The sequence below is a fragment of the Amycolatopsis sp. NPDC104587 genome (genome assembly GCF_055583645.1).
The window spans coordinates 516,070-532,610 of the sequence record NZ_JBVJNO010000002.1; the positions used below are offsets into that span (position 1 = coordinate 516,070).

15 protein-coding genes are annotated in these 16,541 nt (G+C 70.8%); 7 read left to right on the forward strand and 8 right to left on the reverse strand.

Annotated elements, in window-relative coordinates:
- Positions 1 to 8: 8 nt before the first annotated feature.
- Positions 9 to 581, forward strand: a complete 573-nt coding sequence (locus ACZ61C_RS06850) for a helix-turn-helix domain-containing protein (RefSeq protein WP_465303675.1) — start codon at positions 9 to 11, stop codon at positions 579 to 581.
- A 121-nt stretch (positions 582 to 702) separates the two neighbouring features.
- Here the strand turns inward: ACZ61C_RS06850 and ACZ61C_RS06855 are convergent, their stop codons facing one another.
- A complete protein-coding gene (locus ACZ61C_RS06855) occupies positions 703 to 1,050 on the reverse strand; it encodes a VOC family protein (protein WP_465303676.1) in 348 nt (115 codons plus the stop codon).
- Between the two features lie 145 nt (positions 1,051 to 1,195).
- On the opposite strand from ACZ61C_RS06855, the gene ACZ61C_RS06860 reads away from it, so the two are divergent.
- Positions 1,196 to 3,586: a glycoside hydrolase family 32 protein gene (locus tag ACZ61C_RS06860; RefSeq protein WP_465303678.1), complete on the forward strand. Its 2,391-nt coding sequence runs from the start codon at positions 1,196 to 1,198 to the stop codon at positions 3,584 to 3,586.
- Positions 3,587 to 3,588: 2 nt separating this feature from the next.
- Here ACZ61C_RS06860 and ACZ61C_RS06865 read toward each other — a convergent pair whose 3' ends face one another.
- Both ACZ61C_RS06865 and ACZ61C_RS06870 read right to left on the reverse strand, forming a co-directional pair.
- Positions 3,589 to 4,839: a NucA/NucB deoxyribonuclease domain-containing protein gene (locus ACZ61C_RS06865; RefSeq protein WP_465303680.1), complete on the reverse strand. Its 1,251-nt coding sequence runs from the start codon at positions 4,837 to 4,839 to the stop codon at positions 3,589 to 3,591.
- 49 nt (positions 4,840 to 4,888) lie between these two features.
- A complete protein-coding gene (locus ACZ61C_RS06870) occupies positions 4,889 to 5,890 on the reverse strand; it encodes a hypothetical protein (protein ID WP_465303682.1) in 1,002 nt (333 codons plus the stop codon).
- 184 nt (positions 5,891 to 6,074) lie between these two features.
- Here ACZ61C_RS06870 and ACZ61C_RS06875 point away from each other — a divergent pair, with 184 nt between their 5' ends.
- Together ACZ61C_RS06875 and ACZ61C_RS06880 are read left to right on the forward strand one after the other, a co-directional pair.
- Complete coding sequence (locus tag ACZ61C_RS06875) at positions 6,075 to 6,932, forward strand: oxidoreductase (RefSeq protein ID WP_465303684.1); 858 nt, start codon at positions 6,075 to 6,077, stop codon at positions 6,930 to 6,932.
- Positions 6,933 to 6,936: 4 nt separating this feature from the next.
- Entirely contained in the window at positions 6,937 to 7,557 is a 621-nt protein-coding gene (locus ACZ61C_RS06880; protein ID WP_465303686.1) for a TetR/AcrR family transcriptional regulator, read from the forward strand.
- 63 nt (positions 7,558 to 7,620) lie between these two features.
- Here the strand turns inward: ACZ61C_RS06880 and ACZ61C_RS06885 are convergent, their stop codons facing one another.
- From ACZ61C_RS06885 to ACZ61C_RS06900, 4 genes are read right to left on the reverse strand one after another with little or no spacing between them, the layout of a single operon-like run.
- Positions 7,621 to 8,646 (reverse strand): HNH endonuclease, encoded by a 1,026-nt coding sequence (locus ACZ61C_RS06885; protein WP_465303688.1) that lies wholly within the window; start codon positions 8,644 to 8,646, stop codon positions 7,621 to 7,623.
- A 39-nt stretch (positions 8,647 to 8,685) separates the two neighbouring features.
- Complete coding sequence (locus tag ACZ61C_RS06890; RefSeq protein ID WP_465303690.1) at positions 8,686 to 9,411, reverse strand: hypothetical protein; 726 nt, start codon at positions 9,409 to 9,411, stop codon at positions 8,686 to 8,688.
- Positions 9,412 to 9,431: 20 nt separating this feature from the next.
- Positions 9,432 to 10,580, reverse strand: a complete 1,149-nt coding sequence (gene chrA / locus ACZ61C_RS06895) for a chromate efflux transporter (RefSeq protein WP_465303692.1) — start codon at positions 10,578 to 10,580, stop codon at positions 9,432 to 9,434.
- Positions 10,577 to 11,269, reverse strand: a complete 693-nt coding sequence (locus tag ACZ61C_RS06900) for an arsenate reductase/protein-tyrosine-phosphatase family protein (protein ID WP_465303694.1) — start codon at positions 11,267 to 11,269, stop codon at positions 10,577 to 10,579. Before ACZ61C_RS06900 ends, chrA begins: the two co-directional genes overlap by 4 nt.
- A gap of 159 nt (positions 11,270 to 11,428) precedes the next feature.
- Between ACZ61C_RS06900 and ACZ61C_RS06905 the strand changes: the two genes are divergently transcribed.
- Positions 11,429 to 12,748 carry a GH25 family lysozyme gene (locus ACZ61C_RS06905; RefSeq protein ID WP_465303696.1) on the forward strand — a complete coding sequence of 440 codons (1,320 nt, stop codon included), beginning with the start codon at positions 11,429 to 11,431 and terminating at the stop codon, positions 12,746 to 12,748.
- Positions 12,749 to 12,771: 23 nt separating this feature from the next.
- On the forward strand, positions 12,772 to 13,512 hold the full coding sequence (locus tag ACZ61C_RS06910) for a D-Ala-D-Ala carboxypeptidase family metallohydrolase (RefSeq protein WP_465303698.1): 741 nt from the start codon (positions 12,772 to 12,774) through the stop codon (positions 13,510 to 13,512).
- Positions 13,513 to 13,573: 61 nt separating this feature from the next.
- Here ACZ61C_RS06910 and ACZ61C_RS06915 read toward each other — a convergent pair whose 3' ends face one another.
- Positions 13,574 to 14,539 (reverse strand): helix-turn-helix domain-containing protein, encoded by a 966-nt coding sequence (locus ACZ61C_RS06915; RefSeq protein WP_465303700.1) that lies wholly within the window; start codon positions 14,537 to 14,539, stop codon positions 13,574 to 13,576.
- Positions 14,540 to 15,574: 1,035 nt separating this feature from the next.
- Here ACZ61C_RS06915 and ACZ61C_RS06920 point away from each other — a divergent pair.
- Positions 15,575 to 16,420 carry a ParB/RepB/Spo0J family partition protein gene (locus ACZ61C_RS06920; protein ID WP_465303702.1) on the forward strand — a complete coding sequence of 282 codons (846 nt, stop codon included), beginning with the start codon at positions 15,575 to 15,577 and terminating at the stop codon, positions 16,418 to 16,420.
- Positions 16,421 to 16,541: the final 121 nt, after the last annotated feature.

Genomic DNA, 16,541 nt, shown 5'->3' on the forward strand with positions numbered 1-16,541 from the left:
TCGGCGGCATGGCGGACGAGACGGAGCAGGTGCTGGACGCGGTCGGCCCCCGGCTGCGGGCCCTGCGCAAGCAGCGCGGGCTGACCCTCGCCGAGCTCTCGGCGGCGACCGGGACCTCGGAAAGCACGTTGTCCCGCCTGGAAAGCGGCGGCCGGCGGCCCACCCTCGAACTGCTGCTGCCGCTCGCGCGGGTGCACGGGGTGCCGCTCGACGACCTCGTCGGAGCCCCGCCCACCGGCGACCCGCGCGTGCACCTGCGGCCGATCCACCGCCACGGGATGACCTACCTCCCGCTCACCCGCCGCGCGGGCGGCGTGCAGGCGTTCAAGCTGCTGATCCCGGGCCACCCGGCCGAGCCCACGCCGCAGACGCACGGCGGTTACGAGTGGGTGTACGTCCTCAATGGACACCTGCGGCTGCTCACCGGCGACCGCGACCTGGTGCTGCCGCCCGGTGAGGCGGCCGAGTTCGACACCGCGCTGCCGCACTGGCTCGGCTCGGCCGACGGCCGGCCGGTCGAGACGCTCGTCCTGTTCGGACCCCAGGGCGAGCGCGCGCACGTGCGGCCGCGCGGCGCCTGACCGTCACCGGGCGACGACCTGCTGGCCGCCGTCGACGTCGTAGGTCGCCCCGGTGAGCGCCGTTGGTGCACAATTCACCTTCGTCCCGGCAGTCCCGGCAGCGGCGGTCGGCCGCCCCCCGTCATGTCGACCGGGCCCGCCCAGCGATTCCTCGCCCGCCGACGGCAGGTCCCGAGGCGGCGCGCGCTCCGGCCAGCCGAGAACCTCCCGCCGTCACGAGTTCGTAGACAAAACCATCCGGGCCACGGAAATGCTGCCAGCTCGGCCCAGCCTCACCCACCAGCTCCACACCCGCCGCCCGCAGCCCGGCGACCGCCCCCGGCAGATCCTTGACCGCGAACCCGGCCACCGGACCCGTGTCGAAGTGCTCATGAGCCAACGGAAGCCCAAGCACCTCACGATAGAACCGCGCCAACGCGGCCGCCTCCGAAGTGCGGGTGCCGAGCCAGCCCAAGCCGATGATCTCCATGGGAACCATCCGACAACCTCGACCCCACCGGAGGTCAAGCGACCAACGGAACTGTCCGGACAAGATCCGGCGCGGCGGTTGACAGCCCCACCCCCGCGCAGGACCGTGAAAACGGCTGCCCGCACGGGCGGAAGGGATGGGGTCCGTGGTCCGCCTCGCGCGCGCGTCGCTCGTTGTCCTCCTGGTCGCCCTCGCCGCGCTGGTGCCCGCCGCCCCGGCGAACGCCGGAACACCCTGGGAATACCCGGAGTTCCCCTATCCGGCCACCACCTACCAGGAGCCGTTCCGAGGTCAGTTCCACTTCAGCTCGCAGTCCGGCTGGATGAACGACCCCAACGGGCTCGTCCACGCCAACGGCCTCTACCACTTCTTCTACCAGCACAACCCCCACGGCCTCGAGTGGGACACGATGCACTGGGGCCACGCCACGAGCCCGGACCTGGTGCACTGGACCCAGAAATCGGTCGCGCTGGAGCCGGACGTCCACCCCGGCACCCTGTTCTCCGGCGGCGGTGTCGTGGACCGGGACAACACGTCCGGGCTGAAGACCGGCTCGCTTGACCCGATCGTGGTGTTCAGCAACACGAACGGCGTAAGCATCTTCTCCAGCAACGACAACGGCCGCAGCTTCCAGGCGTACGACAAGGGGCGCAAGCAGATCGAGATCCCGGAGGAGAGCCGGGACCCGAAGGTCGTCTGGGACGCCGCGCGCCACCAATGGGCCATGGTCGTCTGGTCGAACCGGGGCGGGAACGGCGTTGACCTCTACACCTCGCCCGACCTGCTGCACTGGACCTTCGCCAGCCGGTACGCGGCGGACTGGCTCTTCGAATGCCCCGACCTGTTCCCCCTGGGCGGCCAGTGGGTGCTCACGTCGGCGACCGGCGAATACGTCGTCGGCGTGTTCGACGGCCGGACCTTCCGGACCGGCCGGCCGCAGCCGAAGAAGATGAACCTCGGCACCACCTACGCCGGCGGCACGTTCTACGCCGCCGAAACCTTCACCGGCACGCCGGACGGCCGGGTCGTCCAGATGGCCTGGCAGGGCGGCAACCGCGGCAGCACCTGGACCGGCAACGCGACCTTCCCCGTCACGCTCGGCCTGGTCGACTCTCCCGACGGCTCGCGGGTGACGCGCACCCCGGTCGCCGAGCTGGACTCACTGCGCGCCGACAGCCGGACCTGGCGCGACGAGACCGTGAGCGACGGCGGGCGCAACCCCTTCGCCGGGATCCTCGCCGACACCTACGAGATCACCGCGACCTTCGACGTCGCCGGCGCGACCGCCGGGCAGTTCGGCTTCGCGCTGCACAGCCGGTCCGACGGCAGCGCCGACCGCACCGTCGTGTACGACCGCGCGGCGGGCACTCTGGACGGCAAGCCGTTGCCGCCCACCGGTGGTGAGGTCAGCGTGCGGCTGCTCGTGGACCGCGGTCAGCTGGAGGTCTTCAGCGGTGACGGGCTGTTTTCCCTGGCGGACAACGTGAACTTCGACTCCGCCGCGGTCAGCCAGGGCATCCGGCTCTTCGCGACCGGCGGCGCGGTCCGGCTGAAGAGCGCCGAGTTCACCCGGCTCAGCACCAGCTGGGGCACCGCCCAGTCGACACTGGAGAGCACCCTCCAGGGCCCGTGGCACGCGGCCGGCGGCTCGTGGACCGACACCGCCGGGGGCAAGCAGGCGCAGGCGTCCGGTGACGCCTTCTACCTCAGCGCGAGCACTGCGGCGGACGCCGTCTACCAGGGTGACGTCCGGCTGGACACCGCGCAGGCGGCCGGTTTGACCTTCCGGGCCTCCGCCGACGGCGCCGGGTACACCGTGAACGTCGACCGGAGCGGCGTGGTCAAGCTCTGGCGGCCCGGCCGGGACATCGCCACCCACGCGACGCCCATCGAGCCGGGCATCACCCATCACCTGAAGGTCCAGACGACCGGCTCGCACATCCAGGTCTGGCTCGACCACGGCACCACGCCGGTCATCGACGCCACCGACACCGCCTACCCGTCCGGGCGCTTCGGCGCGAACGCCTACCACGGCTCGGCCACCGTGCAGAACCTCAACACCGGTCCGAACGGCTTCACCACCTTCACGTCCGGGCCGTGGACAACCCGGGGCGGCGTCTGGACGACCACGCCGGCCGGGCTGCACGGAACCGCGTCGGGCAACGGCTTCTACCTCAGCGACCGCACCGGAACCGACTTCACCTACGACGGCGACGTGTCCGTCACGAACGGCACAGCGGCCGGCCTGACCTTCCGCGCCACGGCGGACGGCGACGGGTACACGGCGAACGTCGACACGAACGGCCTGGTGAAGCTCTGGCGGCCCGGCCGCGACATCGCGACGTACCCGGCGCCGGTGATCGAAGGCCGCACCTACCACCTCACGGTGCGGACGACGGGCGCGCGCATCCAGGTCTGGCTGGACCACGGCGCGGCGCCCGTCATCGACACCACCGACCCGACCTACGCCTCCGGGAGGTTCGGTGTCAACGGCTTCGCCGGCAACACCACCGCCCAGAACCTCGCGATCACCTGACCCTAGCGGACTTCGACGTAGAAGCCGTCGGAGTCGAGGATGTGGTCGCGGATCAGGAACTGCCCGTAGATCGCGCCGGCGCTGCGGTTGTGCGACGCGTTCAGCGCCCTCACCGCATAGCTCCACGGCGAGGTTTCGTCGACCTTGGCGGTGTTCTCGTAGGTCGTCGCGAACGGGTATTCGTCGCAGTCGTGCGGCGTGTTGTTCGCCCCCTTGGTGTAGTTGACCCCGAAGTAGAACCGGCAGGCGCTGCGGACCTTCCGGCGTGACCCCGCGATCTTGTTGCCCGTGTCGTACCCCTTCCACAGCCGGTGCAACGGCTCCGCCTTGTCCTTGCGGCCCGCGACCCGCTTGCCGGGCACCCCCGGTTTGGTGACCTGGAGGTTGTTCTGGGCGTCGCGGATGAACAGGGCCGAATCCTTGTACTGCGTGCTCGCGGCGTCCAGGACCAGCGACGAGACCACCCGGTTGAACACGCAGTGGCTGCCGGTGACGTACCCGGTGTCGGTCACGACGTCGCAGCGGAACTGCTCGTCCGGGATCTGGTTCGACCGGCTCTCCCCGCCCGGGCTCTTCGACGTGAACTTCAGGTTGAACGCGAAGAGGCCCCGGTTCTCGGGCTGGTACTTGTCGGCGGGCACGCTGGTCGTCGTCGCGGTCGCGGTGAAGAAGACCGGGTCGGTGGCGCCCTCGTCGTCCCACTGCTGCACCGTCTTCTCCACGGCGTTGGCCGGAAGGGTGCAGGTGCTTTGCCGGGCGGTGTCGGCGTTCCCGCAGCCGAGCGTGATCTCCAGCCGGTTGGTGTCCTTGTGGGTTTCGCCGGTGTCTTCCAGGTGGACGAGCCGCACGCCGAACTGGACCTCGTTGAGCTGGTCGCGGCCGGTGGCGATGAAGTCGGCCCGGAAGATGCTCCGCCCGACTTCGATTTCGAAGCCGCCGACGTTTTCGTAGTAGATGTACTCGATGTTGCCCGAGAAACAGGCGTTGAACCGGTCCTTGAACCAGTACGGCGCCGCGGGTGTGGAGGTGAAGTCCTTGCACTCGTCGAACGTGACGGGGGTGACGGCCGCGTCGACGTCTTCGGCGCGGGTCTCGGTCACGTAGTCCTGCTGCGAAGGCTGGTAGTTCTGGCTGAGCGTCACGCCGCTGGTCGGCCCGGGCAGCTCGTGTCCGGTGGCGGCCGGGGTCTCGGCCACCAGCGAGGTCATCAGCAGCAGCGTGACGACGGCGGAAAAAACGGTTCTCTTCTGCACGGGGATCACCTGTCCGGCCGAGGGGAAGGGGGAGACGGGAGCGAGCCGGTCACGTGATCAGATCCATGATCTGCCACCCGCTGCCGACCTGCACGCCGGCTCCGAAAGCCGGCGACTTCCCCCAGCCGAGGAACGGGTAGGCCAGCAGCTTGCCGTCCGGAAGGCGCTTGAGGAAGTCGTCGGTGCCGTTGCCGTTGATGTCCAGCAACGAAAGCGAAGTGGTGGTCTTCCAGTCGAAGACCGTGCCGGGCAGCACGACTTCGTCGGCGAAGGTCGCCGTGCCGGCGAACTTCTGGGTGTGGTGACCGTCGAGCACTTCGCCGCTGCCGTTCACCGTGATGATCCGGTCGGGGTTCTCCCGGAACCACGGCGTGGCGAGCACCCAGCCGATCCACTCCAGGCTGTCGTGCCCGACCGACACGCGCGGGAGGTAGGTCTGCAAGCCCTTGAACGTGCCGCTGTGCGGGTAGACCCACCAGTTCCCGTCGGCGTCGAAGGAGAGGATGTCGTCGAACCCGTCGGCGGTGACGTCCGCGATGACGATCTTCGTCTGGCTGTTCCACCCCGAGCCGACCTGGACCGGTGTCCCGAACGTGACCACGCCGTTGACGACGCCCCGGTTGGGGTAGACCAGGAGGGCGCCGTCGGTCGCCCGCCGCGCGATGATGTCGGCCGGCGCTTCCGCGGCGGCCTCGGTCTCGTCGCCGGTGACTTCGGCGTCGGCGACCCAGTTGTAGACGTTCCAGCCGGTGCCGATCTTCGTCTTGGCCGAAAAGGTGCTCGTGCCCTGGAACTTGCCGGAGTGCGTGTAGGCCCAGAGCGTCCCGTTGCCGACGCCGGGCTCGCGGGCGAGGATGTCCGGCCACCCGTCCCCGGTGAGGTCGTGGGCGCGGCCGCTGCTGCGCTGGACGCCGTCGTTGGCGGTGGCCGGCTGGGCCGGTGACGCGCTGCTCCCGGCCGGCGCGGCGGATCCCGCCACGGCGACCGGTGCGCTCAGCGTCGCACCGGCCGTCAGCAGGACGGCGGCGAGAATACTCGAACGTCGGTGCATGGAACCCCCTGGTCTCGAGCGATCGGGCGGAACACTCCGAGCCGGGGGGAAGGGTTGGGGTCCCGGGACGGAAGCCACCCGATCGGCGCAACGGCAGCGTCTCTCCACAGTGGACAAACGGTGCGCAGGCGCCGTCGAATCGACACACTGTCGATTTTTCTAGACGGGGTGTAGAGTCGAGCTCATGACCCCACGAACCTTCCTCATCACCGGCGTCGGCAGCGGTCTCGGCCGCGCCTTCGCGCAGGGCGCGCTCGACGCCGGGCACACCGTGGCCGGCACCGTGCGCCGCCCGGAGGACCTGGCCGCGTTCGAGGCGCTCGCGCCCGGCCGGGCCCATGCCCGCCGGCTCGACGTCACCGACGACGACGCCGTGTTCGCCGTGGTGGCCGACGTCGAGGCGACCGTCGGCCCGGTCGACGTCCTCATCGCCAACGCCGGGTACGGCTACGAAGGCGTCTTCGAGGAGTCGCCGCTGGCCGAGCTGCGGGCGCAGTTCGCCGCCAACGTGTTCGGGGTGGCGGCCACCGTGCAGGCCGTGCTGCCGGGCATGCGGGCCCGGCGGTCGGGGCACGTCTTCGCCGTCAGCTCGATGGGCGGGCTGATGACCGTGCCGGGGCTGGCCTACTACTGCGGCAGCAAGTACGCCGTCGAAGGCATCCTGGAGACCGTCGCCAAGGAGGTCGCCGGCTTCGGGGTGCACGTGACGATCCTCGAACCCGGCTCGTTCCGCACCGACTGGGCCGGCCGGTCGATGGTCCGCGGCGAGCGCTCGATCCCGGACTACGACGAGCTGTTCGAGCCGGTCCGCGCCGCCCGGCAGGCGGCCAGCGGGCGCCAGCTGGGCGACCCGGCCCAGGCCGCGCAGGCCGTGCTGGCGGTGCTCGACGCCGATAAGCCGCCGGTGCACCTGGTGCTCGGGTCCGACGCCCTGCGGCTGGTGGGCGCCGGCCGGGCCGCGGTCGCGGCGGACCTCGAAGCGTGGGAGGAGCTGTCCCGGTCCACGGACTTCCCGGACGGCCACCAGATCGCGGCGAGCTGACGGCGTGGGCGAAATCGCGAAGGCGGGACGGCGGCGGTCCGCCACACCGTCCAAAGGGGACCAACGAGAGCGGAAGATTCTCGACGTCCTCGAAGAACTCTTGTCCCACAAGGGCTTCGATGCCCTCACGATGACCGACCTCGCCGACGGCGCCGGGCTGTCCCGCGCGTCGCTGTACTTCTACTTCGCTTCCAAGCAGGACGCGCTGGTCGCCCTGTTCGCCGAGCAGGTGGAAGGACTGCGCGAGAAGTCCCGCGCGGCGGCGGAGGACCCGGCCGCGCCCCGCGAAGCGATCACGACGGCGGTGGCGCGCACCCGCGACCGGTGGCTCGAGCACGGCGTGATCATGCGGGTCGCCATCGACCAGTCCGCGGCGATCCCGCAGCTCGACGCACTCTGGATGGAGACGGCGGAGATCTTCATCGAGGCGATCACCGTCCTCCTGACCCGCGCCGGAGCAGCGGACGGCGACGGCCCGGACGGCGCGCCGGCCCTCGCCCGGGCGCTGTGCTGGATGATCGAGCGGACGTTCTACCGCGCCTCCGCGGTCTCGGCCGCCGAGCTGCACCGGGCCGCCGACACCTGCCTCGAGGTCTGGCTCCGCGTGGCCGGGCTGGCGGAGTAGGTCACTCAGGCAGCGGCAGGACACGAGCCGTAGATGATCACCGTCACTGGCGGACGGCCAGGTTCACCAGGGCATCGGTCCTGCCTGCCATTCGTCCAGGACCGGTGTGTCGACTTCCACGCCCGTGGAGGAGGATTCTTCCGGCCAGAACGTGGCGGAGAACCGCCCATGGGCGGCAGCATCCTCTTGAAAACTGCCCGAGCCCGAGTCGCTGTCGTCAAGTGCGATGACGTCGGCTGACATGTCGACGTCGAAAGTGCCTTGTGCGACAAAGACGGAGTCGATGATGTCGAAGGTCAAGGTTTTCACTTCGATGTCTCGTCGTCCGACCGGCTCTCCGACCTCGAGACAGGTGACGCCGGATCTCTCCAGGTCGGCGGCCATGTCGCCCTGAATGTGCTCGGTGATCACCGTTTTCAGGGCTGAGCCGACATCGATCAGAACATCATCGATGTTCAGGTCGTAGTGATCGATGAGGATTATCTGAGTTCGCCGCCCGGCTTCATCCAGGTTGACGAGGGTGCGAAGGGTTTCGTCCTCGCTCGGATCGCGGAGCTCGTGGCTGACCGAGTACTGGGTCAGTATCGCAGGTGCAAGTGTTGCGAACCGCTGGACCACGAGCGGCCCGAGGTTGCCGAGCGCCTGGCGGGCGCCCGGATCGGACAGGTCGGCGGTTGAGATCGCCAGGAGTGCCTTGGTTACCGAATTCGACGACCGGAACCTTCGGATGAACTTCGCGACCTCTGGGTACAAGCGTCGGGCTGTTCTCAGGTTCAACGTCAGAATGCCCAACCCGCGAAAGGTCCAGTCTCCTTTTGCTCGATTGTTCGGGGTGCAGGCCGGTGCGAGATTGTATGCCGAGTGTACGTCAAAATTGTCCCGATGCTGCTCAGGGACGTGCTCGAGCAGAAGTTCTCGGAGATCTCCCGGCGTTATCGTGTGTGGAACGATGTGGTCTATCTCGATTTCGGAGAAGTCCTTCGGCTCGTGGCACAGGTAACAACGGCGCCCCCACGCCTCCAGAAGTGCAAGGCGAAGCACCGCGTTTCCGTCGGCGTCCCCGGCTCTGTAGCGCAGCTCTTCGCTCACCTGCGAAATCATAGCTCGCGCGATTTCCGTGCGGCCCCGTCAGCCGACCAGGTCGGGGAAGTTCTCGGTGTACCCGAGGAAAAGCAGCCGCCGCTGCGGTAGCAGAGCGGCGAGCTCCGCCCAGCCGGCAGCACCGGGCGCGCCGAAGAGGTGCTTCAGATCGGCGACGACGGCCGCCCCTTCCTTGGCGGAAGGAGCGGCCGCCCGGTCGAACCCGAGCAGGGAGGCGCCGATCCCGATGTGGCGGTAGCCGTGCGTGGCGAGCCGCCGGATGATCGTGTGGTTCTGGAAGACGTCCCAGTCAGCGCTGAAGTAGCCGTTCGGGAGGCCCGCGACGGCGAGGTCGTCGCGGGCCACGGGAACCCGCTGGACGAGCACGAGGTCGTCGAGGAAGCGGTCCGGCTCCCGGTTCACCGCGACGAGGGCCGCGACGTCGGCTTCCCCGCCGAGCCTCTCACCGGGCAGCTCGTCCCAGGCGACCCGGTACCGGGGATCGTCGAGGGCGGCGGCGATGTGAGCGGCCCGGCCGTCGGCGTCGTCGCCGTCGAACCACAGCCGGTCGTCTTCGGTGGCGTGCCCGCTGGTGTAGGCGCACTGGCCGACGTCGTCGAGCGTGCAGAGGACGGGCCCGTGCTCGGCCCGGAGTTCGGCGAGCACGTCGAGCAGCTCGGCGACGGTGGCGACGCCTTCGAGGCGGGCGACGGTGTTCGTGTCCAGCCGCTTCCGCCCGACGTCATCGGACGGTTCGAGGCGCATCACCCGCATGGGCGCATCCTGTCACGTGGTCACGACGAGACGGGCACGCCCATCAGCGCGAGCAGCGAGCCGGCGGCCGCGGCGGCCAGCAGCGTCGTGACGACCCCGCGTTTCCAGGCCGGCAGGAGGATCGCCGCGCCGGCCAGGACGGCGAACTGCCAGACGTGGTCGAGGCTGAGAGCCAGCGGGATCGCCGAGCCCAGGATCGCCCCGACCGCGGCCGGGCCCGCGCCGTCGAGGAAGGCGCGCGCCGACGGGTTGTCCCGCAGGCGGTCGAAGTGGCGGGCGCCGACGAGGACGAACAGGAACGACGGCGTGAACGCGACCACGGACGCGAGCACACCCCCGGCGAGGCCGGCGGCGGCGTACCCGACGACGGCGACGGTCTGCACCACCGGGCCGGGGGTGATCTGGCCGAGCGCGACCGCGTTGAGGAACTGGCCGCCGGTCATCCAGTGGTAGTGGTCGACGGCGTCGGCGCGCATGAGCGGGATGATCACGAACCCGCCGCCGTAGGAGAGGGTCCCGACCTTGAGCGCCACCCAGGCCACGGACAGGAAGACGCCGGCCCCGGCCGCCGCCCCGACGAGGGACTTGGCCGGGACGAACAGCAGGCTCGGGGTCCGCGCCCGGCGCACCACCAGCTCGACGACCCCGCAGCCGAGCAGGACCAGCACCAGCCACGGCCCGACGGTGGCCGCCGCCAGGGCGCCGAGGCCGAGGTAGGCGGCCCAGCGCACCCGGCTGGTGTCCGCCGCGCGCCGCCAGCCGGCCGGGACCAGGCCGGCACCCGCGTGCACGGCGACCGCCGCGACCGCGGCGCCCGCCCCCGCCCCCGCGCCGCGGATCCACAAAGGCGGGGTGCCGGTGAGGAACAGGGCGGCCAGGGCGAGGATGACGATCAGGCCGGGCACGATGAACGCGGCCCCGCCGACGAGCGCCCCGGCCCGCCCGCGGACGCGCCAGGCGCAGAAGATCGCGAGCTGGGTGGAGGCGGGCCCGGGCAGCAGGTTGCACGCGGCGATGGCGTCTTCGAACTCGCGGGCCGAGAGCCACTGGCGGCGTTCGACGCACAGCGCGCGCAGCAGGGCGATGTGCGTCGGCGGGCCGCCGAAGCCGATGCACCCGATGCGTCCCCACTCACGCAGCACGGTGCCGAGACCCGGTTTCGCCGTCATCGGACGAGGAACCGGATCCGGTCGTCCAGCTCGGCCGCCGTCCGCCGGAACGCGGGGAGCGAGTCGGCCTCACGGGCGGGGTCGGGGATGCTCCAGTGGATCGTCTCGGGGTGCCCGGGGAACTCCGGGCAGACCTCCCGGACGCGGTCGCACAGGCTGACCACCAGGTCGAACCGGCGGCGCCGGAAGGTGTCGAGGTGGGTGGGCTCGTGCACCAGCGGGACGCCCAGCTCGGCCGCGGCGCGCACGGCGTCGGGGTGCAACGGCTTCGGGTGGCTGCCGGCGCTGGCCACCTCGGCCCGGCTCCCGGCGCGGTGCCGCAGCAGCGCCTCGGCCAGCGGCGAGCGGCCGCTGTTGCCGGTGCAGAGGAACAGGACCCGGCCGACGGGCGCCTCGGAACCGGCCGTGAGACCCGGGTGCAGCGACGCGCCCGCCTCCGTCCACGATCGCGCGCACCGGGCGAGGTCCAGGTGGTAGTAGGTGTCCCGGCCGTCGAAACTGCTGCGCCGTGACGTCACGAGCCCGGCGGCCCGCAGCTGCCGCAGGTGGTAGGAGACGAGGTTCTGCGGCTGCCCGACCGCCGAGACCAGCTCCCGGACCCGCCGGTCGCTCGTGGCCAGCTCACGCGCCAGCTGCCACCGCAAGGGTTCACTCAACAGCCGCACGAACGACGGCGGGGCAGTGGTCACGAGCGGAGAATACATCAACCTGGATTGATGTACCCGGCGTCCCAGCGGTGTCCCACCGGGGTCGCATTCCCGCTGGTCCACCGGGGTGGGACTGTCCCGGCGTCCCGACTTGGCCGCGGACCGGCGACCGGCACGGCGCCCGCTGCCAGCCTCCTGGCCATGCAAAGACTCGCTCTGGCCGTCGCGGTGCTGCTGGTGCTCCCCGCCGCGGCCGCCACCACCGCCGCGGCCGCACCCGTCGCGGTGTGCGGGCACACCAGCGCCCAGCCCACCCTGAAACAAGGGGCGACCGGCACCGAGGTCGCCGAGGCCCAGTGCCAGCTGAACCTGGCGACCAAGGCCGGCAAGTACACGCCGATCGGCGCGGACGGCTCCTTCGGCCCGGCCACCGACGCGCGTGTGCGCGTGTTCCAGCGCTGCGCCGCGTTGAGCGTGGACGGCCAGATCGGGCCGAACACCTGGGCCGCGCTGAACACGTGGTCCGCGCACCCCCGCAAATGCGCCACCCAAGGCACTTCGGACACGGCGCAGAGCGTGGTGTGCGGCCATTCCACCGCCCGCCCGACCCTGCAGAGCGGCTCCAGCGGCGTGGAGGTCAAGGAGCTCCAGTGCCGGCTGAACCTCGCCATGGAGCCCGGCCACTACCCGCCGCTGACGATCGACGGCAACTTCGGCGACGGCACCCGCAACCGGGTGATCCAGTTCCAGCACTGCGTCAACGCCGGCGCCGACGGTGTCGCCGGGCCCACCACCTGGGCGAAGGTCACCGACTGGTCCGCCCGCAACGCCTACTGCGTGCCGCCGAAGCCCGCCGGGCGCCCGATCGACGGCGTCGACACCGCGAAGTACCAGCACCCCGGCGGCGCGCCGATCAACTGGGCCGCGGTGAAGGCGTCCGGCGTCGAGTTCGCGACGGTCAAGGCGACCCGCGGCCTCAACGTCACCGACGAGTACCTGGCCACGGACCTGCCCGCCGCCCGCAATGCCGGACTGGCCGTGGGCCCGTACCACTTCTACACCGGCACCGCGGCCGGCACCGGCGGTGCGCAGGCGGACCGGTTCATCGCGGCGGTGAAGGCCACCGGCTACACCGGCAAGCGCGCCGGTGACCTGCCGCCCGTGTTCGACCTGGAGTGGAAGGACGACGGCTCGGGCGGCTGCCCGCCCTACGTCACCGTCGCCGACGCCAAGGCGTGGCTGGACAAGGTGGCCGCGGCGTTCGGCCGGACCCCGATCATCTACACCCAGAAGTCGTTTCTGGACTCATGCCTGGGCGGCACCACGGCGTTCGCCGCCTATCCGATGCAGCTCGCGGACTACCGCCAGTCCGTCACGCAGCCGGCGCTGCCCGCCGGGTCGAGCACCTGGCTGATGTGGCAGTACACCGACGCGGCCATCCCCGACGGCATCCCGGCGCCCGCGACCGGCGACGTCTTCAACGGCACCCAGGCCGCCCTCGACCAGCTCGCCAACCGCTGAATCCCCGCTACGAAAGGACAAGAATGAGTCTCCCCATGAGCCGCCGCACGGTGCTGCGCAGCGCCGCGGTGATCGGCACCGCCGCCGTGGTCAGCCCGCTGTGGCTGCCCGGCGTCGCCCAGGCGTACCCGTGGTCCCGCACCCTGACGCAGGGCAGCACGGGCGCCGACGTCACCGAGCTCCAGATCCGGGTCGCGGGCTGGGCGGCCGACTCGCCCAGCCACAGCCGGGTCTCGGTCGACGGCGAATTCGGCCCCGGCACGGCCGCGGCGGTCCGCCGGTTCCAGTCGGCCTACGGTCTCGGCGCGGACGGCCAGGCCGGCCCGGCCACCCAGGCCGCGCTCAACGCGCTCGAGCAGAGTGACGGGTCCACCGCGCACTTCAACTTCAGCGAGTTCACCGACCGGGTGAGCGGCACGTTCAACGGCGGCAAGGTCAGCGCGGCCACCGCCAAGGAGAACGCCCGCCGCTGCATGTACAAGCTGGAGGCGGTGCGCAAGAAGCTGGGGAACAAGCCGATCACGGTGAACTCCGGGTTCCGCAGCATCGCGCACAACGCCGAGATCGGCGGCGCGAGCGACAGCATGCACATGTACGGCACGGCGGCCGACCTCGACGTGCCGGGCGTGGCCAACAAGACCGTCTACCAGAAGGCCGAGACCAGCGGGTTCTCCGGCCTGGAGACGTACAACACCGACCACCAGCACGTGGACAGCCGGGCCGACCTCGGCCGCGCGTGGTGGTGGGAGAACGGCACGGTCTGACCCGCGCCGCCTGGGGGTCCGGCGCCGGAAGCCGCATCGGGGTTTCCGGCGTCGGCGGGCGTCAGCGCGGCGGGTTCTGCAGCGCCGCCGAGCAGGACGGCCAGTCGTGGAAGTCGTGGCGCGCGCTCCACAGGCGGTGCGCCGCGTCGATGTTCCAGACCGGGTCGAACGCCTGCTGCGGGGTGCCGCCCAGGTCGAGCAGACGGGCGTCGGAGATCTGGAAGACGCCCCAGTTGCGGCTGCCGTTCGTGTTCGGCAGCACCCACAGCGGGTCGAGGAACGACGCGCAGCGCGCGATCGCGACGGCGGTGTCCGGCGTCTCGGTGAACACGGCCCGGATCCGCTGCTCCACCCGGGCGGGCGGCCAGGTCGCCATGCTGGTCCGGTGGTCGTAAAGCGCGTTTTTGGTGGCCTCGTCGACAACTCCGCGCGCGGGCAGGCCGGCGAGCACCTGGAACGCGGTGACCCGGCGCAGCGTCTCCGGGCCGAAGGAGCCGTCGACCGAGAGCCGCCCCTGGGCCGAGACCAGCAGGTTCTGCACTTCGGTGACACATTCGTCGTGCTGCCCCATGCTCACCGGCGGCCGGCAGGCGGCGGAGAAGAGCATCCGGTCGCCGTAGCGCCCGGCGTCCGGCCCGGACCGGTCGGCGGTGACCCAGACGAGGCCACCGGCCAGCAGCGCCACGATCGCAACGGCCACGGCGAGGTACCCGCGTCTTCGCGGCGCCCGCACATCGTCGGCCGCGGGCTCGACGGGCTCCGCCGGCAGTTCGTCGACCCGCCCGGCGTCGGCCAGGGCCCACAGCTGGTGCAGTTCGCGCAGCTCGTCGGCGGAGGCCCCGCAGACCTTGGCGAACGAGTGGACGACGCGGTAGTCCGCGGGCACGCTCTTGCCCGAGCAGTACCGGTGCAGGCTGGAGCCGCTGACCCCGGCCTGCCGGCCGAGCCGCTCGTAGCCCTGCCCGCTGCGGTCCTTCAACCTGCGGAGATAGGCGGCGAACCTGTCCGCGTGCAAAGTCACGGTCACTGTTACACCTCACTCGGCCGGCGAATGACCGACGGAAGTTAACACCGTCCGGCGCCACACCGGGCGGAAACCGACGGATTGCGCCACACGGCTGATCACCTGCCGTCCGAGTGACGGCGCCCGGGTGTGGCCACCCTGTCGCCGAGCCGAGCCGAGCCGAGCCGAGCCGAGCCGGGCCGGGTGCCGGTGGCGCCGACGCGGACCGGGCAAGCCGGTCGAGGCACGGCCGCCCCGGAGGGATCCTGTACGGCGCCGCCCGGGGTGGCCCGGGACCTGGTGACCACCGTGCTCGAGCGGCCGGGTGCACGGATCGCCGCTCATCCGGCTCGGCGGCCACCCGTCGTTCAGCACGGGAACCGGCTTCGGCTCGTGCCCCGGCTCGGCTTTGCCGCACGCGCGATCCACGCAAAGTGTCTGATGTGGACAGTCGGCTTGGTGTGATGGTTCCTGCGATTTCCGCCATTCGGGGTAGTCTTGGGAGTGTCGCGGAATTCGCGGGCCGGATCGGGAGTCTCAAATCGGGATTTGGTGTGTAATGCGCAACAGGGCAGGTGTCGCGCCGCCGATCAGGTGATTCTTCCTGGTTGCGGACAGTTCCGGCGACCAGGTGGCCGGTCGTGAAGGGTGCTTGCGACGAGCGCTCAGGCTGGTGATCCAGTTGGCTTTTGGCTATGCTCCGCTACGGATCGTTGCTTGTCGACGATCCGCGGCAAGGCGGTAACCGGCGCCGAAACCATGGCGCGAGGGGGGATACAAGGATTGTGCGTAATCGTTTTCTTGCGTGTTCTGCTCCTGGGGTGGCGCCGGGAAACGTGGCGCCATTCAGGTTTGTGAACCGTTTCGTGCCAGACCGCGTTGACGGGTGGGTCCGCGGCCTCTGGTGAATAGGCGATCGTGCACGGCAAAACCGTGTTCGAGTAGCCGAAAAGAACAGGGTTGACTGTTGTGGCGTGTCCGCGGCCCCGTCGAGGCCGGGTCGTCGTCTTTTCGGCGCGCCCGCTGTCATTTCCAGCCGACGAAAGGGGAGGATCGGCCGTGCATCACCTGGCTGCAGCACACGACGGATCGGCGATCGCGGACGAGGCCGCGAGTGGCGTCTTCACCGTGGCCGTCGATTCGCTGGCCGGCGGCGACTCGCCGCGGCTCGACGGCGTCGACGAACGGCACGTGCGCGTCTTGGCACAGCTGGACCGGCTGCCGCCACTGCTCGTGCACCGCGGGTCGATGCGCGTCGTCGACGGCATGCACCGCCTCGCCGCGGCGAAGGCGCGAGGTTCCACGACGATCGCCGTGCGGTTCTTCGACGGTGATCCGGATTCGGCGTTCGTCGAGGCCGTCCGCACCAACGGCGTCCACGGCCTGCCGTTGACCCTGGCCGACCGCCGGGCCGCCGCCGCGCGGATCGTGCGAGGCCACCCCGAGTGGTCGGACCGGCGGATCGCCGAGGTGGTCGGGCTTTCACCCAAGACCGTCGGTGCGGTGCGCGGGCGCGTGACTGAGGAATTTCCTCAGTCGGCGGCCCGGGTCGGGCGGGACGGCAAGGTTCGCCGCCTGCCGGTCCGGTCCGCCCGGGCCGAGCCGGAAATCACGAAGACCGGCTCCGGTTCGAAGGCCATCCCGTCACCTCGCGCGGAATCCGACGCCGAGCGCTGCCGGATGACGCTGTCGGCCCTGGCTCAGGACCCCTCCCTTCGGATGTCGGAAAACGGGCGCTTCCTCCTGCGGTTGCTAAAGCTGCACATCGCGCGCAGCCGTGAGTGGGAACAGCTGCTGTCGAACGTGCCCGCCCACCGTGCGAGCGTGGTCGCCAACCTGGCTCGCGAGTGCGCCAGGACGTGGCTCGAATTCGCCGAAAAGGTCGTCACCGACGACGAAGTTTGACCGCGAGGACGGCGCCCGCCGAGGCGGGCTATTCAATTTGTTGGCCGGTCCCTAGACTAGCGTCAGCGGCCCCGCGCCGGCGGGAAGACCAGATGGTGGGACGCCTCGGGGCCTAGCGATC